Consider the following 20,680-nt stretch of genomic DNA (forward strand, 5'->3'; position numbering starts at 1 on the left):
ATGGCCGATACCGCGCTTGCCACCCCGCCCGAGACCAAAATGGATCCGGGCCGGACAATGAGCGCGGCGGCGGCCGCGACGTGCAACCAGATCGTTGACCCGGCGGTTTATGCGAACCAGCCTGTACTGGACGCCGCCTTTGCCAAACTGAGGGCGGAAGACCCGCTCGCATGGTGCGAACCGGACGATTTCCGGCCTTTCTGGGCAGTGACCAAGCATGCCGACATCATGGAGATCAGCCGCCAGAACCAGCTGTTCACCAATGGCGAACGGGAAATGCTGTCCTATGTGGAAGCGGAGAAAGGCGTCTATGCCAAGTTTGGCCAGCCGCACCTGCTGAAGACGCTCGTCCAGCTGGACGACCCGCTTCATTTCAAGCTGCGCCACCTGACCCAGGAATGGTTCATGCCGCAGAACGTGAAGAAGCGCGAAGACGGTGTGCGGGCGATTGCCAGGCAGTTTGTCGACCGGATGGAAGACCTGGGCGGGGAATGCGACTTCCAGCGCGACATCGCCCTGCACTATCCGCTGCGCGTGATCATGCAGATACTGGGCGTACCGGAATCCGACGAGCCGATGATGCTGAAGCTGACGCAGGAGATATTCGGCGCGCAGGACGAAGACCTCAGCCGGCGCAGGGACGCAATCGAGAACCGCGACGTGGAAGCCGGGCTCGCCTCGATCCAGCAGACGCTGGCCGAGTTTTTCATGTATTTCACCGCAATCACCGCAGACCGTCGCGCCAATCCGCGCGACGACGTGTCCACCGTCATCGCCAATGGCATGGTGGACGGCGAGCCGATCGGCCAGCTGGAAGCGATGAGCTATTACATTATCACGGCAGCCGCCGGGCATGACACGACCAGCGCCTCGACCGGCGGCGGCGTGCTGGCCATGCTGCAGGACCGCTCGCAGCTGAAGAAGATCATGGATGATCCGAAGGGCATGGCGCGCACGGCCGTTGATGAAGCCATCCGCTGGACAACGCCAGTGAAGCATTTCATGCGCACCGCCCATGCCGACTATGACCTGCGCGGCAAAACCGTGAAGGAAGGCGAGAGCCTGCTGCTGTGCTATCCTTCCGGCAACCGCGACGAGGACGTGTTCGACGAGCCGTTCAAGTTCAAGGTGGATCGCAGCCCCAACAAGCTGATCTCGTTCGGTCATGGCGGCCACATGTGCCTTGGCATGCACCTGGCCCGCCTTGAAATGCAGATCATCTATGAAGAGCTGTTCAGCCGTATCAAGTCGATCGAGCTGGCGGGCGATCCGACCTTCATCAAGGCGAACTTCGTCGGCGGGCCAAAGTCCATTCCCGTCAGCTACAAATTCTAGGAGACGATCATGGGCTTTCAGAACGTCACGGACACCTATCAGGTCGAACATGCGCCTACCAAGCCGCGCCACCCGCCTGTGTTTGACCTCACGCCACCGGTGGACCTGACCTCACCGACCGTTTTCTCTGACAATGGCGGCTATACATTCGACGCCTTTGCGACGATGCGTGAACGGGCGCCCGTGATGTGGCACCCGGAAGAGTATGGCGCCGGTTTCTGGGCCGTCACATCCTATGACCTGGTCAAGAGGATTGAACTCAACCCGGAAACCTATTCCTCTCAAAAGGGCGGGATACTGATGAATTATGGCATGGAGGGCACACCGCGCCATCCGCTGCTGCATTCATCCTCGCTGAACTCGCTTATCAATCTGGACCGGCCCTACCATACGCCGCTGCGCATGGAGCATATGGCCTATTTCCGCGCCGATTTCGTGGCCGAACTTCGCAAGCGCGTGGCTGCGCATGTCGACGTACTGCTCGACAATATGGTAGCGCAGGGCCAGGTGGTCGACATGGTGGAACACTTCTCCGCAGAGCTGCCATTGTTCACACTGTGCGAAATCCTCGGCGTGCCGCCGGCCGACCGGCCGAAGCTGGTCCACTGGATGCACTTCCTGGAGACATCGCAATACCAGGCGCAACAGGAGGGCCTGGGCAATGTGAGCATGGAACAGATCACCGCCTTCATGAACGAAATCCAGGCGATGTTCGACTATGGCCGTTCCCTGCTGGCGGAACGCCGGAAGAATCCGCAACCGGACCTGCTGAGTGCCATCGCGAACGTGGAGATTGACGGCAAGCCGCTGTCACCGGAATTCCTCGATGGCTCGTGGCTGCTGATCGTCTTTGCGGGCAATGACACGACGCGCAATTCGCTGTCTGGCACGATGAAACTGCTGACGCAGAACCCGGACCAGAAGGCGAAACTGATGGCTGACGACAGCCTGTTTCCGAACTTCGTGCACGAGTCGATCCGCATGGTCAGCCCCGTGACCTATATGCGCCGGACTGCGACGAAGGACACAGAGCTTGGCGGCCAGGGCATTGCCGAGGGCGAGAAGCTGGTCATGTATTATGCCGCTGCCAATCGCGACCCCGCCAAATTCGATAATCCGGATACGTATGACATTACCCGCGCCAATGCGAAGGAGCATTTGTCATTCGGGCACGGGCCGCACGTCTGCCTTGGACAGCGCGTGGCCAACATGCAGCTGGAAGCGGCCTATCGCCAGATTCTCAGCCGCTTCCCCGACATTGCCTGGACGGGTGAACAGGAAATTGCGCCGAACAACTTTGTTCATGCGATTTCGAGGCTGATGGTGGATATGGGCAAGCCCACATGAGCACGCTGGTCACGCGGGAGGACAAAGACGGGCTGGCGCTGCTGACGCTGAATCGGCCGGACAAGCTGAATTCGCTGACCGTCGGCATGTTTCGCGAACTGCGCGCGCATGCGATTGCCCTGAAGAAGGACGAGACAATCGGGTGCGTGGTCCTGCGCGGCGCAGGGCGCTGCTTCTCGGCCGGTCATGACCTTGGCGACATTGCCGAAGGCGAGAAGGTGCCCTCCCCCGGCTGGCATTCGGAAACACTGCGCATGCTGGAAACCCTGCCCCAGCCCGTTATCGCCGCCGTGCACGGGCATTGCTATACCGGCGCACTGGAAGTGGCGCTGGCAGCGGACTTCATTATCGCCGCCGACACAGCAAAGTTTGGCGACACGCATGCCAAATGGGCGCTGACCCCGATCTGGGGCATGAGCCAGCGCCTGCCGCGGCGCGTGGGCGTGGCGACGGCCAAGCGCCTGATGTTCACGGCAGAAATGATCAATGCGGCAGAGGCCCTGCGGATCGGCCTCGCCGAACAGGTGGTTCCGGCTGACGAATTCGATGCGGCGATTGACGCGCTTGCGCGCCAGATCCTTGCAAACTCCTCCTTCTCCCATGCCGCCAACAAACGCTTGCTTGAAGCCACAGATGCGCGCGACATGGATTCCGGCCTTCAATGGGAAATTCTCAGGAATGAGGGCGTCGGACCTGACATGCAGGCGCGAATCGGCGCCTTCATGCGCAAAGACTAAGGGGACGCAAGACCATGGACTACCTGATCAGGCGCGATGACCTTCGTGATTGCCACTGGGCCGATGCGCCGGTGACCGACCTGGCCGACGGCATGGCGCGGTTGCGCGTCGACGCGTTTGCGCTGACCGCCAATAATGTGACCTACGCCACGTTCGGCGAAGCGATGGAATATTGGAAATTCTTCCCGGCAGGCTCGTCCGAATTCGGGCGCGTGCCCGTCTGGGGCTTTGCGACGGTGATTGAGTCCAAAGCGCCTGGCGTCGAAGCAGGGGCACGCGTTTACGGATACCTGCCGATCTCGGGCACGTTCGATGTTCAGCCAGCCCGTGTCGGCAAGGAGAGCTTCCTTGACGGCGCCGCACACCGGCAGGGCCTGGCGCCGATATACAATACCTATGTGCTAACCGCTGCCGACCCGACCTATGATCCTGCCTTCGAAGCGCAGCAGATGCTGTTCCGGCCATTGTTCACAACCGGCTGGATGATTGATGACTGCCTGATGGAGACGGGTGATCCCGTGCCGGAGACGGTCGTGATTTCCAGCGCGTCGTCCAAGACCGCGATGGCGCTGGCGCACTGCCTGAAGGCCCGGGGCGTCGTCGAAGCCGTGGCGCTGACATCGCCGGGCAACGTGAAATATGTTGAAAGCACAGGGCTGTATGCCCGCACGCAGACCTATGACCAGGTCGACAGCATGCATGCGCGCGGCCTGACGGCCTTTGTCGATTTCCTCGGACGGCCGGCCCTGACGGCAGACGTGCACAATGCGCTGAAAGACCGCCTCGTGCGCAGCCTGGTGATTGGCGTGACCGACTGGGAGGGCAATCGCGCGCCGATCAGCCTGCCTGACCCGCAGCCGGAATTCTTCTTCGTTCCGACCTATGCGGCGCAGCGGGCAAAGGATCTGGGCGCCGATGTGCTGAACCAGAAGCTGGGCACGTCACTGATGGCCTTCTACCGCGCGTCATCTGCATTCGTGACGCCGCAGCAAGATGCGGGCATGGATGCCATTGATGCGGCCTGGCACGACACGCTGGAGGGCAAGGTCAGCCCCGCGACGGGACGCATCCTGACCTTCTGAGACCCGTCAGGGGCGACGGGAAATCCGGAATTCGGTCCGCACGTTGCGATCGCGCGAATCCGGCGTATCGGCCTTGTCCAGCGGCATGCTTTCGCCAAAGCCGATGGCGGTGAGCTGGTCGACCGCCACGCCCTGTTCCAGCAGGTATTGCCGGATCGCATCGGCGCGCTTCTGCGACAGGACCAGATTGTATTCATCCGACCCGCGGGAATCCGTGTGGGACCCGATTTCGATGGCGTAATCGTCGCAGAGCATGGAAATCCCTGCGACGGCATCGAGCAGACCGGTGCTGACAGGCGAGATGTCACTGCGATTGGTCGGGAAGTGGATCTTCTGGCCTTCCATGGTCTGGTTCAGGGCCTGCTGGCAGGCGGCTTCCGAAATGCCGCCCTGGGCAAGCGCTGCGAGGCTTTCGCCCGGGCCACGCTCGCCGCTTTCAATGCCAATCCCGTCAACGATAATCGTGATCTCGGCGGAGCTGACGGGGTCAGTCTGGAGCGCTGTCGTGCCGATTTCCAAAGCGCGGCGTTTGGCGTCGGCATCAGGGGCAAGTCCGGTGAGCGTTGCCACATTTTCGCGCGCCACGATGCCCATCCAGGGATAGCCCGCCGCCGCAAGGGCCGTTTCAATCTCGCCAACCCAGCCCGTCGAGACGCGTGTCACACGCTCCACCACTTGCGGCACTGGCGCCGCGGTCGCGGTGAATTTGCCATTTTCGAACACATAGAGGCCTTCGGCGATGGTGATGCATTCAGGGTCATTGCCTGCTGCGCTTGCTGCGACTTCAGCCGTCTCTTCGCCAGCGCAGGCAGCAAGTCCAATCAGGGCCAAGCATGCGACGATCCGGGCCAGATTGCGGTCACGATTAGCCATGGCGAACCCTTTCCCGCCAATGGCCCGAGGTGCTGAGGCTTGGAAATTCTGCATGCCTGACTTTCATTCCTTTGCCGCGCATTGTCAAAATGCTTCGCGGATTAGGCGAAGCTATTGCACATTTCGGGCCAGAAATGACTGGAAGGCGCTAATTCAGGCCCTTGTGAACCACGCCACCTTTCATCACGAAGTCGACCGATTCAAGTTCCGTGATCTTCTTCAGGGGGTCAGCGGTCACAGCGATGAGATCGGCATATTTTCCAGCTTCCAGCGTGCCAATGTCAGTCTCCATTTCCAGATGCCGGGATGCGGTCACAGTCGCAGAGCGGATCGCCTCTTCCGGCGTGAAGCCAGCCTGGACCATGAGCGCGAATTCCTTGGCGTTCTCACCGTGGCGGGAAACGCCCGTATCAGTGCCGAAAGCCACATTTACCCCGCCCTCACGGGCACGGCGCAGCATGTCGAGCATCAGCGGCCCGACGATCGCGGCCTTCTTGCGCGAGGCCTCAGGGAGCCAGGGCTCATTGGTCCAGCCCGTGACGGTTGCGCCAGCCAGCACCGTCGGCACAAGGGTGGCGCCGTGTTCCTTGAACAGGGCAATCGATTCGTCATCGAGGTAAGTGCCGTGTTCAATGGAATCGATACCGGCACGAAGCGCGGCATTGACGCCGCCCTTGCCGTGGGCATGAGCGGTGACCTGACGCCCCATCGCATGCGCTGCCTCGACGATGGCGACGAGTTCATCCTGCGAGAATTGCTGCTCGAGCCCGGCCGACGTGTTCGACAGGACACCGCCCGTCGCCGTGATCTTGATGATGTCGGCACCTTCCTTGACCTGCTGGCGGACGGCGCGGCGGCAGTCATCCGCACCGTTGCAGACATTCGTGCCCGTGAACAGTTTCATGACCGGCGAGGAATAGCCGTTCACGTCGCCATGGCCACCCGTGACGGAGATCGCCTGGCCCGCCGCACGCATCCGCGGACCGACGACCGCGCCGCGGGCAATGGCATCGCGCAGGCCGAAGATGGTATCGTTGCCGGCGCCAACATCCTGAACAGTGGTGAATCCGGCTTCCAGTGTGACCTTGGCGAAGGCGGCGCCATCAAAGGCGGTATCCACGGCGGAATCCGTGAAACTTTTCAAGCGTTCATCCGGGCCATTCTCGCCGGTGATATGGACATGGCTGTCGATGAGACCGGGAAGGACATAGGCGCTTTTGAGGTCAATGACCGGCGCGCCCTTCGCGCCGGACTTGTAGCCAGGCTGGATCGATACGATGCGCCCGTCCTTGACGGTGATTGTCTGCTGGGTGAGGTAGCCCTCGCCCGGAACCGCCAGAACGTGGCCTGCGTGCACGACCGCGTCCTGTGCGCTGGCAACACCCGCCGCGACGATGCAGGCAGTCGAGAGGGCCAGAGATTTCAAAAGTGCAGTCTTCATCGGATTGGCCTTTCTCGGGGCGTCTGGGTGATTTTCATTGCACCATTTTCGCGGGCGTCGGTCAGGAAGGCGAGGCCCTGATGAGGCGCGTGTCCCTGGTGCGATTTCGGGATTCAGGCCGGCAGCCTGTCGGCCGGGTAGTGCGGATAGCTGGCTTTCAGAACGCCATGATTGAGAAGCGTTTCCGCGACCTGCCTGGTGCCCGTTGAATCGAATATACGTGTACGGATCCAATAATTCTCGGCCCGGCGGCTGGCTGACAGCGCGACGACTTCACGGCGGAGGATATAGTCTTCGCCAACAAAGAGCGGCCCGTCGATCATGCGCATTTCAAGGTCGGCAAACAGGCCGATGGACGGATGCTTGACCGGCCAGTTGGCCATTCCGCCGGTATAGTTGGCGAGGACGCTGACCATTTCCAGCGGGATGACGGGGCGGCCCCAGGGAGACGCTTCGGCATCGCTGTACCAGTCGCTTGGCTCGGTGATGACGGCAAGTTTCTGATTCAGGCTGAAAGGATACAGGTTGCCCATATGCTGGTCGGCGTCCATGCGGACCGGTTCGTCCTTCGTGGTGGTCAGGCCAACCTTCATGTCGGCGAGGATCACAAGATCCTCAGCCGGACGGAGTTTCGCCATGCGCGCTTCGAGCAAGGTCTCGCCATGGTCAGGGCCGAGCGTTGCGCTCGCCTCCAGGACAGGTGTGCCGTCTTCCTTTTCCGCCCAGCATTTGGCCCGTGTTTCGCCGGGCGCCGGACGCTCGACAAAGGCGCGGACCTTCTCGCCCTCGAACACCATGTTCAGGAAATGGGTAGAGAGACAGCCGCGCTCGAACCAGTCCTTGCCCCAGATATCGAAAAGCATCGGCACGAATTGCTGGAAATGCGTCGGGCCTTCGATCGGACCCGCCTTGATGCCAAGCCGTTCGGCCTCGGCATCGTCGTGCAGGGACTTGTGGCCGCCATAGGATTGCTCCTGCAGCATCTGCGCGGGCGCGCGAAACGGGCCTTTCAGGACGTCGCTCATGTCTTCTCCCTTTTCGGCGGACAGTGCCACCTTCCTGCTGTCACGTCACCCCGCGGACCCGGCACGGCGCTCCTATTGCGTACTTGAATCAATCGCGCGCTGCACTGCCTTGTAAAAGGCCTTGCGGGCCTCGAATTCGCCATCGCGGTCTCCCAGAGCCGATGTCCAGCTGCTGTTGGATGCAATCACCAGATTGCGCGCGGGATCAATGAATATGCCCTGCCCGAATATGCCGTCGGCCTGGAACGAACCGTCGTCCCATGTCCACCATTGGTATCCGTAGCCTTCGCCCGGCACACCATAGTCGACCTGTTTCTGCGTGGCGCTATCGAGCCATCCGTCTGGCAATATCTGCCCAGCGCCGGTTGCGCCGCCGTCAAGGATGAACTGGCCGAAGCGGGCAAAGTCACGCACCGATGCCTGTATGCAGCAGCCGCTGATCTCATGCCCGTCGGAGCCGAGCAACCAGGATGCGTCCTGTTGCATGCCATAGGGCTTCCAGATCTTTTCCGACAGGTAATCAGCCAATGGCTTTCCCGTCGCACGGCTGACGAGCACGCCGATCAGATTGGTTTCACCGGTGGAATAGTTCCAGACCTGTCCTGCCGGATGCGCACGTCCTAGCGACGCCATATAGGTCGCTATCGCGCTCTTGCCGGGCTCCACCGTCAGTGTATCAAACTTCGCCACGTCTGAATCGGGATCATCGTAATCCTCGTTCCAGGCAACGCCCGATGTCATTGTCAGCAATTGCACGACGGTGACGTCATCATAGGCCGATCCGCGCAACTCCTCGATATAGTTGGCAACCGGATCATTGATGCTGGCGATTGCGCCATCTGCAATGGCAGCGCCGACCAGCGTCGAGGTCAGCGACTTGGCGACGGAGAAGCTGGTCCACCGGCCATCGGGCCTGAAACCGAGACCATAGCGCTCCAGTCGCACCTTGCCGTCCTGAATGACCACCAATCCCGATGTGCGGTTCCCGGCAAGGTAAGCGTCAATATCGACATCCAGAACGAGCGGATCTCCGTCCGGCAGCGGGCGGACGTCTCCGTCGGACTGAATTTCGCTCGATTTGATGATGAACGGCACCTTGTCGAGCATGCGGAAACCTGCATCTCGCTGGCCCAGGTCCCAGAACAGGACATCCCTGCCGTACGGCTGGTGGCTGAGAAAGGCGCGCCAGTCAGGACCGATCACCGTCCAACCGACCGCCGCTGCAACGACAATGGCTGCCAAGCCGATACCCAAGCGACGAAGAAGTCCCATACGCATGCCCGAAATGCCCGGAGGCATTACCCTTCCATGCCGGCCTTGCGCGCATAACTGGCCGCAAACCGTGCGAGCGGTATGACACGTTCGGCATTGGCCTCGGCATTGGCGCTGTTTGCCGTGCCGTCACGCACGCGCCCGACAATTCCCTGCAGAATGCCCGCCAGTCGGAAGGCATTGTAGGCGAAGTAATAATCAAGCTCCGGCAAGCCGTCGCGGCCTGTGTGCGCGCAGTACATGCCGACATACTCTTCCATGGTCGGGATGCCCCAGGCCTTGAGGTCCGGAATGGCAGACAGGGAACCACGGCTCGAATCGCCCGGTGGCATGACCCAGTTCATCAGGTGGTACGAGAAGTCGGCCAGCGGATCCCCGAGCGTTGAAAGCTCCCAGTCGAGCACGGCGATGACTTTCGGCTCGGTGGGGTGGAGCACCATATTGTCGAGACGATAGTCACCATGAACGATCGTCGTCTTGTCACCCGGCGGAATATTCTTCGGAAGCCACTCGATCAGCTGCTCCATTTCGGGAATGTGCATCGTTTCCGATGCCTTGTACTGCTTGGTCCAGCGATGAACCTGGCGGGCGACATAGTCGCCCTCCTTGCCGAAGCCCTCGAGCCCCGCCTTTTTCCAGTCTACATTGTGCAGGTCGGCGAAGGTCTTCAGTTTGGCTTCATAGATTTTGCGGCGCATCGCGGGCTCATAATCGGGGAGCGTGCCGTCCCAGAGGATGCGGCCTTCCACCATGTCCATCACGTAAAAGATCGTGCCGACAACATCTTCGTCCATGCAAAGACCGTAGGGCCGCGCGACCGGGTAGCCGAGGGGATAGAGCGCGTTAATGACACGAAATTCGCGGTCCACGGCGTGCGCGCTGGGCAGGAGATTGCCGGGCGGCTTGCGGCGCATGACGTATTTCTTTTTGGGCGTGACCAGCTGGTAGGTCGGGTTGGACTGGCCGCCCTTGAACTGGCGCACCTCCAGAGGGCCTTCATAGCCCTCCACATTCGCCTCCATCCAGGCGGCCAGGTTGGCCTCGTTGAACTTGTGCGATTCGACAACGGATTTGGTGCCGCTGAACAGATCCTGTGCCGTTTCTGTCTCTGCCATGGGGTCGGTCTCACTTCCAGGGTTTGCTGGTGAATACAATAACGGCCACCCGTGCCGTGCCAAGGCCTGCCGTAAGGTCGCCACAATTTCAGGGCAGGCTTTTTTATGATGAAACGACTGGCCACAATTTCCTTCCTGTTGCTTCTGGCGGCGGCACCTGCCCATGCCAAGAATCTTGCGCCGAACGGTGCCCTGCGGCCGCAGCTGCTCGCTCAGGCCCTGGCCGCGCACACGGCGCATGCCGGCAAAGCCGCCAATGAGGGCGTTGTCGTGGTCGTCGATTACTCGCTTCACTCGAAAGACGAGCGTCTGTTTGTCGTGAACCTCGAGAGCGGCGACATAACCTCCTATCGCGCGGCGCACGGACGCGGCTCTGATACAGATCATGACGGCTTGCTGGACCGGTTCTCCGATACGCCTGGCTCCAGCGCGAGTCCCGCGGGTGCCTTACGCATAGCCGAGCCCTATTATGGCAAGCATGGCCTCAGCATTCGCCTTGATGGCCTGGACGAGACCAACAAGTCATCACGGGAGCGCGCCATCGTTGTGCATGCGGCAAGCTACGCTGAACCGGAATTCCTTGCCCAGCATGGCAAGCTCGGGCGTTCGAACGGTTGTATTGCGTTTTCGAAGGCAGACTTTGACCGGTTCATTGCCAGTGTCCCTGAAGGGACGCTGATTTTCGTGAGCCGCTAGCTGCGCTTCAGCGCACGCCAGCCAATATCGCGGCGGCAGAATCCTTCCGGCCAGTCAATTCGATCCACACCCGCATAGGCGCGTGAAATTGCCTCCTCGAGGCTCGCACCGGATGCGGTGACGTTCAAGACCCGCCCGCCCGCTGCAACGATGGCTCCTTCGGAATCCCTGTCGGTGCCTGCATGGAACACAGTGACACCCGGCATATTGTTCGCCTCAGCCAGGCCATTGATCACCGATCCCCTGGCATAGCTGCCGGGATAGCCTTCAGACGCCAGCACCACGGTCGCCGTCGGATCGAAGCGTTCGAGTTCAAAGAGGGATTCGAAGGCGTCCTCATTGCCGTCGAGTCCGCCAGTCGCGGCGGCGAGAATGGCCGGAACAATGTCGCCGGCGAGCCCTTTCATCAGGACCTGGCATTCCGGATCACCAAAGCGGGCATTGAATTCGACAACCTTTGGCCCGTCCCCTGTCACCATGACGCCAACATAAAGTACGCCCTGATAGGGCATGCCGTCTTTCGCCATGCCTTTCAGCATGGGCTGGACGATCTCGGACTTGATGCGGTCCATGACGGCCTGCGTCACCACGGGCGCGGGAGCGTAAGCACCCATGCCGCCAGTGTTGGGACCGGTGTCGCCGTCACCGACACGCTTGTGATCCTGCGCGGCTGGCAGGTAGACAGCGCCATGGCCGTCCGTGATCACGAAAATGCTGGCCTCCTCGCCATGCATGAATTCCTCGATGATCAGAGTTGCCGACGCGTCACCAAACTTGCCGGACAGCATGTCGTCGACTTCGGCATCAGCCTGTTCAAGCGTCTCGGCGATGACGACGCCCTTGCCAGCTGCAAGGCCATCCGCCTTGAGCACGAAAGGCGCCTCCATCGTGCGCAGGAAGGATTTGGCGAGCGCAGGCGTGGTGAACTCGCCATAGGCGGCCGTGGGAACGCCATAGGCCATCATCCGCGCCTTGGAGAATGACTTGGAGGATTCCAGCTGGGCGGCGAGACGGCTGGGACCGAACACGTCGAATCCGCGGGCACGCAGGATGTCGGCAAGACCGAGGGCGAGTGGGGCTTCCGGGCCGATCACGACGAGGTCCGGCTCGACCTGCAGGGTCAGTTTCACGAGATTGTCGATATCGTCAGCGGCAACATCGAAGCACGGGCCGATCACGTCCATGCCGGGATTTCCCGGTGTCGAGTGGACCACGTCCACAAGGGGCGACTGGTCGATCTTCCAGGCCAGCGCATGTTCACGCCCGCCGGATCCGATGAGGAGGATGTTCATGGGATTTGGCCCCTCGCCTGCAGCTTTCCAGTCGCTATAAAGGCTGGATGCCTGACTCGCCAGTGCCCAATGACCATGCCGTTTCCGTCTCGGAGCTCGCCGCGAGCCTGAAACGGACGATTGAATCGAATTTTGACCATGTGGTCGTGCGCGGCGAGCTTGGCCGGGTGACGATTGCGCGGTCAGGTCACATGTATGCCGACATCAAGGATGAGAAGGCGGTCCTGAACACGATCATGTGGAAGGGGCAGGTCGACAAGCTGCCTTTCCGGCCTGAAGAGGGCCTGGAAGTGATCGCGACGGGGCGGCTGTCCATTTATGAGGGCCGGTCGAATTACCAGCTGATTGCAAGCTCGATGCGTCCTGCCGGCGCTGGTGCGCTGATGGCGCTGCTGGAAGAGCGCAAGAAGAAGCTGGCCGCAGAAGGCCTGTTCGACGCGAGCCACAAGAAGAAACTGCCATACCTGCCGCTTACGATTGGTGTCATCACGAGCCCGACAGGCGCAGTGATCCGCGATATCCTGCACCGTATCCAGGACCGTTTCCCGGTCCGCGTGATCGTCTGGCCAGCCCTTGTGCAGGGCGATGCAGCCGCAGCGCAGGTGACTGCAGGCATCAAAGGCTTCAACGCCATGACCGGGGCTGACAGGCCAGACGTGCTGATCGTGGCGCGCGGTGGCGGCTCAATCGAGGATCTGTGGCCATTCAACGAGGAGATCGTTGTCCGCGCGGCCTTTGAAAGCGAGATTCCGCTGATTTCCGCGGTCGGCCATGAAACCGATACGACCCTGATCGACTATGTCTCCGATGCTCGCGCACCGACGCCCACGGGCGCCGCCGAGATTGCCGTGCCCGTGCGCAGCGAACTGTTGCTGAGCATTGAGGAAAGCGGGGCCCGCCTGAAGCGCGCGCTGGCTCGGCGGACGGCACGGTCACGCGATGCCCTGCGGGCGGCACGCATGCCCCGGCCTGAGACGCTGCTGCAGTCGAAACGCCAGAGGCTGGACTATGCGGCGGCTAACCTGCCGCGCGCGACCCGCGCCCTGATAGAGCGCAGCCGGTCGCGGCTGGCTTCGGCGCAAATCAGCCCGGCCGGTCTGAGAGCAGATATCCGGCGGTCGCGCCAGAGCCTGCGAGAAACCGCCGTGCGCGCCCGACCGGCCCTGATACGCCTGATGGACCGTCGGCGTGTGGCGCTGGAATCGCAGGGCAAGCTGCTGGAAACGCTCTCATACCATGCCACGCTCAGCCGGGGGTATGCCATCGTGCGGGGTGAGGATGGCAAGCTCATCCGAACATCCGGCATTGCCGGAAAGTCGGCAACATTTCGCGTCAGCTTCTCGGATGGCGACGTCATGGCCGCACCGCTGGATGGTTCTGCCCCGTCGCCAGCGGCGGCCCCCAAAGCAAAAAAAGCCCCGGCCAAGGGAGGTCAGGGCTCTTTGTTCTAGAGGTTATGAACGATCAGCTGCCCGAAAGGTCTTCCTGCAGGACCGTCATCTGGAACTGGTAGGATATCTCGCCCTCGTCAATATCCTTGTAGACCAGGGCAATGAACTCGGCGCCGAGATAAACCTCGACGGAATCATCAGTCTTGTCTCGCGCCAGCAGGCGCAGGCCCGGGTGCAATTTTTCTTTCAGGTACGCCTCAAGACGCAGTGTTTCTTCACGTTCCATGACGCGCACTCCTTGGTAATTCAGCGGCGCAACCTAGTCTTTTTCTTTTGCAGCGCAACAGGGGCGCCTGCAAACAGATGTGAGCAGGCACGCGTGACTTACTTGGCCATTTCGTCCGGAATGTTCTGATCCATCGTCTTGGCCGGCTGGCAACAGAGCGGTTCGCCGACAATCCTGGCCGGGACGCCAGCCACGGTGCAATGAGCCGGCACGTCCTTGAGCACGACGCTGCCCGCAGCCACCTTGGCTTCGTCGCCAATCGTGATGTTGCCCAGAACTTTTGCACCGACGGAAAGGAGCACGCCGCGGCCGATTTTCGGGTGGCGGTCTCCCACTTCCTTGCCGGTGCCGCCCAGCGTCACGCCGTGAAGCAGCGAACATCCATCGCCAACAATGGCCGTTTCGCCGATCGTGATGCCGGTGGCATGATCGAGCATGACGCCCGTTCCGATGCGGGCGGCGGGATGGATATCGACGCCAAACAGTTCTGAGGCAACGCCCTGGAAATGGAAGGCAAGCGATTCCCTGCCCTGCCGCCAAAGGACATGCGCGATGCGGTGCGTCTGCAACGCCAGGAAACCCTTGAAGAACAGGAATGGCTGCAGCATTCCCCGGCAAGCCGGGTCACGCTCCAGCACCGCCTGCATGTCTGCCTCCGCCGCCGCAAGCAGCGAGGGATCGGAATCATAGGCAGTGGACAGGATGTGGCGCACCTGAAGCGTACCCATGACAGGGCCACCCAGTTTCTCGGCCAAATGATAGGACAAGGCCTGGCAGAGCGAGGAATGCGCCAGGATCGCCGCGTTGATATAGCTCGCGAGCGTGGGCTCTTCAGCCGCTGCAGCTGCAGCCTCGAAACGCAGCCGGCGCCATGCGGGCGGCGGGGCACCGATATCAGGGTTTTCGACCATTCCGGCCTCCGTCAATAATCGCTTCTTAGGCACATGGGCAAAAGTTGCGCCCGTATCAAGTTCCCTGCTTTCACAATTAACTCATTCAGCCGGCATCTGGCGCCGTCCAAACAGGTAGGTCAGCGTCTTCCGCATGGGTTTCAGCGTCATGATCCGGAATACGGCCGGGGTAAAATAGAGCGCCAGCAAGGCTGAACCGGCGACACCACCGGAAATGCCGGCCGCTAGCGGCATCCAGAATGAGTCCCCCGTCAGGAGGATGGGAACGAAGCCCCCCATCGTGGTGAGCGTGGTGGCGACGATGTGCCGGGTCGCATCCACGACAATCTCGCGCTGGGCAATGATGTCATCGGCCATGGCCGCAGGGCTGGCTTTCAGCAATGACAGAACAACGATTGAACCGTTGATCGCGATCCCCAGCAGTCCAAGGCCGCCAATGATCGCGTTGAAGCCAAATGGCAGATTGAAAAGCCAGACACCGAAGAATGCGAGCCCGAGGGACAGGAATCCTGTAGCCAGGATCAACAGCATCATCCGGAACGAGTTGAACACAAGCATGATGGCCCCGGCCATGACGAGGACCAGCGGAATGCCCACACCGGCCAGGTTTCCGATCGCCTCGCCGGAGTTTTCCGCTTCGCCGCCGATGCGGATGGTATAGCCCGGCGGGAGCTCAAAATCGCTGGCCTCGAGACGCGCCTGAAAGTCGGCGAAGACCGGTGCCGGAAGTGTGTAGGGATCAAGGAAGGCAAGGATCTGGTTCATGCGCTGCCCATCGCGGCGCGACACAACGGCTGTCTTGGCGTCGAGTGTCATTGTTCCCAATGCAGATATCGGTGTGCCGTCACCGACCGTCATGGCGCGCAGGTCAGTCAATGTACCTCGCCGGCTATCGGGGCCGATGACGATGACGGGCAATTCTTCGGTACCTTCAACAATCGACCCGGCGCGAACGCCTTCCAGTTCGGCATTCATCGCCGAAGCCAGTTCGGTCAGGCGTTGTCCGGCAAGTGCGGAGGCAGATTCGTCTGCCTTCAGGCTGACGGTCGGGGCGCCGAGTTCGAGCGACGCGACGGTATACGTTACGCCGGGCGTCTGTGCCAGAATGGTTCGGGCTTCGTCGCCAAGACGGCCGAGCGTTTCAAAATCATTGCCCATGATTGTGAAATCGATGGGCGCGTCGGCGGGAGGCCCTTGCTCGAACGGCAATGCAAGGAACCGCGCGCCGGGAAACGCGTCACGCATCTCGTGTTGTACCCTGGCAACGATCTCATGCGTCCGCTCATTGCCGTCCAGCTGGACCCAGCCGGCGGCAAAGCCTTCCACGCCCTCGGTATTGTCAATCATGTTGTAGTAAACGCGCGGCGACGGCTCGCCCAACACCCAGGTGACTGACTGCACGCCTTCCATCGCCTCGATAAGTTCGCTCGCATACTGTGTCGACGCGATCGTATCGGAGAGATTGGCTTCAGGGGGCAACTGCATCGAAATCTGGAACTGGTCCCGCTCCGTTTGCGGAAAGAATTGCGAGGGCAATTGTCCGACCAGATAGAATCCCAGAATGGCTGGCGCGATGCTCAGCACGATTCCCAAGGGCGGAAAGCGTAGAACGGCTTCGATCGTTGCCCGGTATCCGTCGGCGATGAAGTCGATCGTGACGCCGTCACGCCACCAGCGGCGAGGCCTTCTGGCCATGCCCGTTTCCCAGCCGCGTGTCCGGTCGAACCAGCCCGCCATTGCCGGGATCAGTGTCATCGAGACGATGAATGACGCGGAGATCGAGAAGACAACCGACAGGCCAATCATGCCAATGAACTCACCCGCGCCACCCGGCAAGAGAGCGATCGGGGCAAACGCGAGGGCGGTCGTCAGCGTCGAGGCTGCGAGCGGGGCAAACAAGTGGCGCAGGCTCTTGTCTATCGCCTGTGCGCGCGATGAGCCGCGGGCGCGCATCTGGTCGAAATCGTCGACAACGACGATGGCGTTGTCGATGAGCAGACCCAGCGAAATGACGAGGCCGGTGACCGACATCTGGTGCAGAGGGTGTCCAAACACCTTGAACAGGATGAGGACGAGCGCAACCGTCAACGGAATGGCTGACCCGACCACCAGTGCCGACCGCCAGCCCATCGTGAAGAACAGGACCACGAACACGATACCGGCAGACATCAGCAGGTTTTTGGCGAGGCCATTCAGGCGCGCATTGGTATACTTGCTCTGGTCGAAAACCGTTTCGATACGCAGCCCCGGCGGGGCATTCTGAGCGAAATCGTGGACGACCTGCTGCGCGGTTGCCGCCCACTTGTCCACACGCTGGTCGTCGGAAATGAACGCGCCTACAAAAATGGACCGTTTTCCGTTCTCCAGCGCCATGCGGACGGGCGGATATTCGAACCCCTTCTGGACGGTCGCGACGTCACTCACCCGCACTTCGGAACCGTCCGGACGCTGTACCAGCGGAACGGAACGAATGCGGGAAATGTTTTCAAACTCGCCGCCGACTTCCAGGCCCACATTGCCACCATCGGAGCGCAGGCGCCCTGCGGGTGTCTTGCTGTCTGCCGATGCGACCAGTGACGCGGCCTGCCGAACGGTCAGGCCGGCAGCGGACAGAGCTTCCGGGTCGACGACGATGCGGATTTCTTCAGCGGGAACGCCAAACAGGTCGGTCAGTTCGGTGCCGGGCAGGCGCTGGAACCGGTCTTGCAGGTCAAGCGCCATGCGGCGCATCACGGCAAGGGGGGGCTCCCCCTCTCCTTCCCATACCAGCCCGACCACCAAGGTGGCCGCACCGACATACTGGCGATGGATTTCGGGCGTGTTTGTGCCCGCGGGAAACTGCGACTCCGCAAACGCGACCTTCTGGCGGATCAGCGTCCAGGCATCGTCGACTTCGGCCTCAGTGAGATCCTCACGCACCTGCAGGCTGACTTGCGACACGCCCGGCCGGGAGACGGACTGGATTTCATCGACCTCCGGCAGCTCCATCAGGGCCGCCTCGATCGGCTGTGTGACGAGCGCCTCCATGCGTTCGGCGTCAGCACCGGGCAGCGTGGTCAGGATGAAACCATACCGTTCGATCAGCGTCGGGTCTTCCTGCCGGCCCAGTGAAAACATCGCGCCAATACCACCAATCAGGATGACCATCATGGTGAGAATCGCGAGGCGTGGGAGGCGGAAGAATATGGTGCGCATGGCGGCCCGGCCCCTCAGCCTTCGTTCGGCGCGTCAGCGCTGGTGGCATCGCGCGGTATCACCGGCATGCCGGGGGCAATCCGCTGCAGACCGTCAACGATAACGCGGTCGCCCTCCTGAACGGGCCCGCGAACGAAACCGCGGCCGCCTTCCGAATGCACCATCTCCACGGGCCGCGGCTCGGCGCGCCAGCCAGCATCGGATGGCGCCGCCACAAACACCGTCCATAGCCCCCGCGAACCGGTGGACATGGCTTTGACCGGCACCCAGAAGCCCGGCTCGTCAATCTCGCGCTCCATGGACAGCCGCACGACGGCCCCTGCCGGCAGCTCGCCCGGGTTTTCGATGTCGAATACGGCGGTCACTGTGCGCCGGTCGGCATCGATGACCCCCGTGACCGTGCGCAGAATGGCATCGACTGTGCCGGTATCGGCAATGAGTTTATAGGTTTCGCCGGGGTTCAACCGCGCCGCACTGACAGCCGGAAGGCCGATCTTGGCTTCCAGATGCCCCGCCTCAACCAGTTCGAGGATCAATGTTCCCGGTCCGGCGATGGCGCCCTCATCCACCATGCGGGCCGTCACCACCCCGTCGAAGGGCGCGGTGATGCGTGCAAGATCGATCTGGACGCGCAACGTATCGGCCTGGGCCCGGGCCGCTTCAATACGCGCCATGGACGTGTTTGCCTGCGCTTCCGCTTCGTCGACCCGCTGCTGGGAGACGTGTCCCTGGAGTTTCAATGTCCGTTGGCGTTCAACCGTATTCAATGCCAGTGAATGCGCGGCGCGCGCTTCCTCGACAACCGCCTGGGCGGATGCCAGCTGCGCGCCGAGGCTGCGCGTATCAAGCCGAGCGAGGGTTGCGCCTTGTTTGACCCGGTCGCCGACATCCGCAGCAATCAAATCAATGCGCCCGCCACTCGAAAACCCGAGCTGGCTTTTGCGGCGGGCTTCGGCGAGCCCGCTGAACGTCTCATCGATCCGGAACTCACTGGCCAGACGCACGGGCATGACCGAGACGGCCAGCGGATCGGGCGCCACGGAGGCAACTTTGGGACCTTCAGCGCTGCGCAACTGCACGGCCGCATACATCAGGCCTGCCGCCGCCAGGCAAAGGATCACAAGGAAGATGACCCCCTTCAGGAAGGTCGGGCGTTTCTCGCGGGCCTCGTCGCCCTGATAGTAATCGGAAGGCGTCATGGTCTCAGTCCTCGAGAGTCAAATGAGTTTGCCGCGCCAAAGCGGGCCTTTGCAATCCCCGAAACACCAGGTCAGCGTGGAATGCGATAAATGTACTTGCCGGCACGGGCGGATTTGAAGGCGACAGCGCAGAAACGTTCGGCATGTGGGTTATCAGCTGCGCCAGACCGTGGGACGCCGCCCAGACCGACTTGGCGGAGAGGAATGGGTCCAGGGCGGGATCGAATACATTCAGTGACTGCCCCTCGCGAACCATCTCAACGAGAATGTTGAACGCCCGCCCCTTGTAGGTCTTTTCGAAGTCTTCCCATTTCTGGGGCGGGGTCTGCGTATCGTGATCGGTAACAAGGGGGCCGGAAAAGGCCGCCGCGTAATGATGCGGGCGCTCCATGGCCGTTTCAATGTAGGTTGAGACGCAGGCCCTTCCGCGTTGCGCGAAAGGCGCATCGGCACAGGATATCCTGTCGACCCGGGCCAGGAGTCGCTCAAAGAACGCTTCCTTGAGCTCGTCAATCAGCGCCTCCTTGGAGCCGAAATACTTGTAGATGGCGGACGGCGAGTAATCGATTTCTTCGGCGAGCCGCCGAATGGAGAGACCGGTCTCGCCTTCCGACGCGAAGACCCGCTCGGCTGCATCGATAATGGCGCCGCGCACTTTCAGCCGACGGCGCTCGGCCGGCGTAGGCTCAAGGGATAGGTCAGAAGGCATGAAGCTGAATCTACCGCGGATGAATGTTCAAAAAGTGAACGCCGTTCACTCATCTAGGCTCCGCCCCTGCCCCCGACAAGCAGAAACATGGAAGCTTGCCTCTTTCGGGAGTCAGACCGGCTAGCTATGTAGCGTCCATGTCACACATGTTCCCCCCTGCCCCCCCGGTCGGCACCACCATGCTGCCCGCACGTCCCAGTGCAGACGCCCGCGCCCTCCTCGCGCTGCGCCGGTCCGCCAGCAAGCATCACCTGACCGAACCGGGGCCTTCCCCCGACGCGCTGGATGAATTGCTGCGCGTTGCAGCCCGGGTTCCCGACCACCGCAAACTGTCTCCGTGGCGTTTCATCACCTTTGAAGGCGAAGCCAGAACGGCATTCGGCAAGCATCTGGCTCGCATCCATGATGCGAATACGCCGGGCGCAGAGTCCCGGGACATTCTCGAAGCTGCAGGCCTGCCCATGCGCGCACCTGTTGTGGTCGCGGTGATTTCGTCGCCCGACCGAACGCATAAAACACCCGTCTGGGAGCAGGAATTGTCAGCCGGTGCGGTGTGCCAAAACCTTCTGCTGGCCGCAAATGCGGCTGGCTGGGGCGGTGTCTGGCTGTCCGAATGGATGGCATTCAATCCCGAAGTGGCCAGGCTGCTTGGCCTGACTGACGACGAGCGCATTGCAGGGTTCATCTATCTTGGAACGGCCACGATGGGCTGCCCGGAACGGCCACGGCCCGACATGAGCGAGAAGATCACCCGGTGGGCGCCGCCGACGTGAC

At 61.6% G+C, this 20,680-nt stretch carries 18 protein-coding genes; 7 read left to right on the top strand and 11 right to left on the bottom strand.

Annotated elements, in window-relative coordinates; translation table 11 throughout:
• Genes VR74_RS06995 through VR74_RS07010 form a run of 4 tightly spaced genes read left to right on the top strand, consistent with a single transcriptional unit; the run spans position 1 to position 4,501 of the window.
• Positions 1 to 1,335 (top strand): cytochrome P450, encoded by a 1,335-nt coding sequence (locus tag VR74_RS06995; protein ID WP_299949797.1) that lies wholly within the window; start codon positions 1 to 3, stop codon positions 1,333 to 1,335.
• 9 nt (positions 1,336 to 1,344) lie between these two features.
• Positions 1,345 to 2,682: a cytochrome P450 gene (locus tag VR74_RS07000; RefSeq protein WP_045695460.1), complete on the top strand. Its 1,338-nt coding sequence runs from the start codon at positions 1,345 to 1,347 to the stop codon at positions 2,680 to 2,682.
• The gene (locus tag VR74_RS07005) at positions 2,679 to 3,419 is read left to right on the top strand and encodes an enoyl-CoA hydratase/isomerase family protein (RefSeq protein WP_045695462.1); all 741 of its coding nucleotides are present in this window, start codon (positions 2,679 to 2,681) and stop codon (positions 3,417 to 3,419) included. The genes VR74_RS07000 and VR74_RS07005 overlap by 4 nt, the downstream gene beginning before the upstream one ends.
• A gap of 14 nt (positions 3,420 to 3,433) precedes the next feature.
• Positions 3,434 to 4,501, top strand: a complete 1,068-nt coding sequence (locus tag VR74_RS07010) for a DUF2855 family protein (protein ID WP_045695463.1) — start codon at positions 3,434 to 3,436, stop codon at positions 4,499 to 4,501.
• Between the two features lie 6 nt (positions 4,502 to 4,507).
• Here the strand turns inward: VR74_RS07010 and VR74_RS20625 are convergent, their stop codons facing one another.
• The 5 genes from VR74_RS20625 to VR74_RS07035 all read right to left on the bottom strand — a co-directional run bounded on the left by VR74_RS20625 (position 4,508) and on the right by VR74_RS07035 (position 10,227).
• Complete coding sequence (locus VR74_RS20625) at positions 4,508 to 5,374, bottom strand: OmpA family protein (protein WP_299949799.1); 867 nt, start codon at positions 5,372 to 5,374, stop codon at positions 4,508 to 4,510.
• 148 nt (positions 5,375 to 5,522) lie between these two features.
• Positions 5,523 to 6,815 (bottom strand): amidohydrolase family protein, encoded by a 1,293-nt coding sequence (locus VR74_RS07020; RefSeq protein ID WP_045695465.1) that lies wholly within the window; start codon positions 6,813 to 6,815, stop codon positions 5,523 to 5,525.
• Positions 6,816 to 6,928: 113 nt separating this feature from the next.
• Complete coding sequence (locus VR74_RS07025; protein WP_045695466.1) at positions 6,929 to 7,840, bottom strand: hypothetical protein; 912 nt, start codon at positions 7,838 to 7,840, stop codon at positions 6,929 to 6,931.
• Between the two features lie 72 nt (positions 7,841 to 7,912).
• Positions 7,913 to 9,118, bottom strand: a complete 1,206-nt coding sequence (locus VR74_RS07030) for a serine hydrolase (protein ID WP_299949801.1) — start codon at positions 9,116 to 9,118, stop codon at positions 7,913 to 7,915.
• A 20-nt stretch (positions 9,119 to 9,138) separates the two neighbouring features.
• Entirely contained in the window at positions 9,139 to 10,227 is a 1,089-nt protein-coding gene (locus tag VR74_RS07035) for a phosphotransferase family protein (protein ID WP_045695468.1), read from the bottom strand.
• 105 nt (positions 10,228 to 10,332) lie between these two features.
• Between VR74_RS07035 and VR74_RS07040 the strand changes: the two genes are divergently transcribed.
• Positions 10,333 to 10,923 (top strand): murein L,D-transpeptidase catalytic domain family protein, encoded by a 591-nt coding sequence (locus tag VR74_RS07040; RefSeq protein WP_299949803.1) that lies wholly within the window; start codon positions 10,333 to 10,335, stop codon positions 10,921 to 10,923.
• Here the strand turns inward: VR74_RS07040 and purD are convergent.
• Positions 10,920 to 12,215: a phosphoribosylamine--glycine ligase gene (gene purD, locus VR74_RS07045; protein ID WP_045695469.1), complete on the bottom strand. Its 1,296-nt coding sequence runs from the start codon at positions 12,213 to 12,215 to the stop codon at positions 10,920 to 10,922. The genes VR74_RS07040 and purD overlap by 4 nt on opposite strands.
• Before the next feature lie 47 nt (positions 12,216 to 12,262).
• Here purD and xseA point away from each other — a divergent pair, with 47 nt between their 5' ends.
• Complete coding sequence (xseA, locus tag VR74_RS07050) at positions 12,263 to 13,666, top strand: exodeoxyribonuclease VII large subunit (protein WP_045695508.1); 1,404 nt, start codon at positions 12,263 to 12,265, stop codon at positions 13,664 to 13,666.
• Between the two features lie 13 nt (positions 13,667 to 13,679).
• Here xseA and VR74_RS07055 read toward each other — a convergent pair whose 3' ends face one another.
• From VR74_RS07055 to VR74_RS07075, 5 genes are all read right to left on the bottom strand, one after another.
• On the bottom strand, positions 13,680 to 13,892 hold the full coding sequence (locus VR74_RS07055; protein WP_045695471.1) for a DUF3126 family protein: 213 nt from the start codon (positions 13,890 to 13,892) through the stop codon (positions 13,680 to 13,682).
• Positions 13,893 to 13,990: 98 nt separating this feature from the next.
• Positions 13,991 to 14,803 (bottom strand): serine O-acetyltransferase, encoded by an 813-nt coding sequence (gene cysE, locus VR74_RS07060; protein ID WP_045695473.1) that lies wholly within the window; start codon positions 14,801 to 14,803, stop codon positions 13,991 to 13,993.
• 81 nt (positions 14,804 to 14,884) lie between these two features.
• Positions 14,885 to 17,998: an efflux RND transporter permease subunit gene (locus tag VR74_RS07065; protein WP_045695475.1), complete on the bottom strand. Its 3,114-nt coding sequence runs from the start codon at positions 17,996 to 17,998 to the stop codon at positions 14,885 to 14,887.
• 14 nt (positions 17,999 to 18,012) lie between these two features.
• Complete coding sequence (locus tag VR74_RS07070; RefSeq protein ID WP_045695476.1) at positions 18,013 to 19,197, bottom strand: efflux RND transporter periplasmic adaptor subunit; 1,185 nt, start codon at positions 19,195 to 19,197, stop codon at positions 18,013 to 18,015.
• 4 nt (positions 19,198 to 19,201) lie between these two features.
• The gene (locus VR74_RS07075) at positions 19,202 to 19,906 is read right to left on the bottom strand and encodes a TetR/AcrR family transcriptional regulator (RefSeq protein WP_045695478.1); all 705 of its coding nucleotides are present in this window, start codon (positions 19,904 to 19,906) and stop codon (positions 19,202 to 19,204) included.
• 137 nt (positions 19,907 to 20,043) lie between these two features.
• On the opposite strand from VR74_RS07075, the gene VR74_RS07080 reads away from it, so the two are divergent.
• On the top strand, positions 20,044 to 20,679 hold the full coding sequence (locus tag VR74_RS07080; RefSeq protein WP_045695479.1) for a nitroreductase: 636 nt from the start codon (positions 20,044 to 20,046) through the stop codon (positions 20,677 to 20,679).
• Position 20,680 lies beyond the last annotated feature (1 nt).

Source organism: Hyphomonas sp. BRH_c22 (assembly GCF_000961795.1).
Taxonomy (GTDB): domain Bacteria; phylum Pseudomonadota; class Alphaproteobacteria; order Caulobacterales; family Hyphomonadaceae; genus Hyphomonas.

Excerpts from the sequence above, each read along its gene's own strand:
- VR74_RS07035 (WP_045695468.1), bottom strand. The coding sequence starts at position 10,227 with ATGGCAGAGACAGAAACGGCACAGGATCTGTTCAGCGGCACCAAATCC.
- VR74_RS07000 (WP_045695460.1), top strand. The coding sequence starts at position 1,345 with ATGGGCTTTCAGAACGTCACGGACACCTATCAGGTCGAACATGCGCCT.
- VR74_RS07055 (WP_045695471.1), bottom strand. The coding sequence starts at position 13,892 with ATGGAACGTGAAGAAACACTGCGTCTTGAGGCGTACCTGAAAGAAAAA.
- VR74_RS07030 (WP_299949801.1), bottom strand. The coding sequence starts at position 9,118 with ATGCGTATGGGACTTCTTCGTCGCTTGGGTATCGGCTTGGCAGCCATT.
- xseA (WP_045695508.1), top strand. The coding sequence starts at position 12,263 with ATGCCTGACTCGCCAGTGCCCAATGACCATGCCGTTTCCGTCTCGGAG.
- VR74_RS07010 (WP_045695463.1), top strand. The coding sequence starts at position 3,434 with ATGGACTACCTGATCAGGCGCGATGACCTTCGTGATTGCCACTGGGCC.
- VR74_RS07040 (WP_299949803.1), top strand. The coding sequence starts at position 10,333 with ATGATGAAACGACTGGCCACAATTTCCTTCCTGTTGCTTCTGGCGGCG.
- purD (WP_045695469.1), bottom strand. The coding sequence starts at position 12,215 with ATGAACATCCTCCTCATCGGATCCGGCGGGCGTGAACATGCGCTGGCC.
- VR74_RS07075 (WP_045695478.1), bottom strand. The coding sequence starts at position 19,906 with ATGCCTTCTGACCTATCCCTTGAGCCTACGCCGGCCGAGCGCCGTCGG.
- VR74_RS06995 (WP_299949797.1), top strand. The coding sequence starts at position 1 with ATGGCCGATACCGCGCTTGCCACCCCGCCCGAGACCAAAATGGATCCG.
- VR74_RS07005 (WP_045695462.1), top strand. The coding sequence starts at position 2,679 with ATGAGCACGCTGGTCACGCGGGAGGACAAAGACGGGCTGGCGCTGCTG.
- VR74_RS07070 (WP_045695476.1), bottom strand. The coding sequence starts at position 19,197 with ATGACGCCTTCCGATTACTATCAGGGCGACGAGGCCCGCGAGAAACGC.
- VR74_RS07065 (WP_045695475.1), bottom strand. The coding sequence starts at position 17,998 with ATGCGCACCATATTCTTCCGCCTCCCACGCCTCGCGATTCTCACCATG.
- VR74_RS07025 (WP_045695466.1), bottom strand. The coding sequence starts at position 7,840 with ATGAGCGACGTCCTGAAAGGCCCGTTTCGCGCGCCCGCGCAGATGCTG.
- cysE (WP_045695473.1), bottom strand. The coding sequence starts at position 14,803 with ATGGTCGAAAACCCTGATATCGGTGCCCCGCCGCCCGCATGGCGCCGG.
- VR74_RS07080 (WP_045695479.1), top strand. The coding sequence starts at position 20,044 with ATGTCACACATGTTCCCCCCTGCCCCCCCGGTCGGCACCACCATGCTG.
- VR74_RS07020 (WP_045695465.1), bottom strand. The coding sequence starts at position 6,815 with ATGAAGACTGCACTTTTGAAATCTCTGGCCCTCTCGACTGCCTGCATC.
- VR74_RS20625 (WP_299949799.1), bottom strand. The coding sequence starts at position 5,374 with ATGGCTAATCGTGACCGCAATCTGGCCCGGATCGTCGCATGCTTGGCC.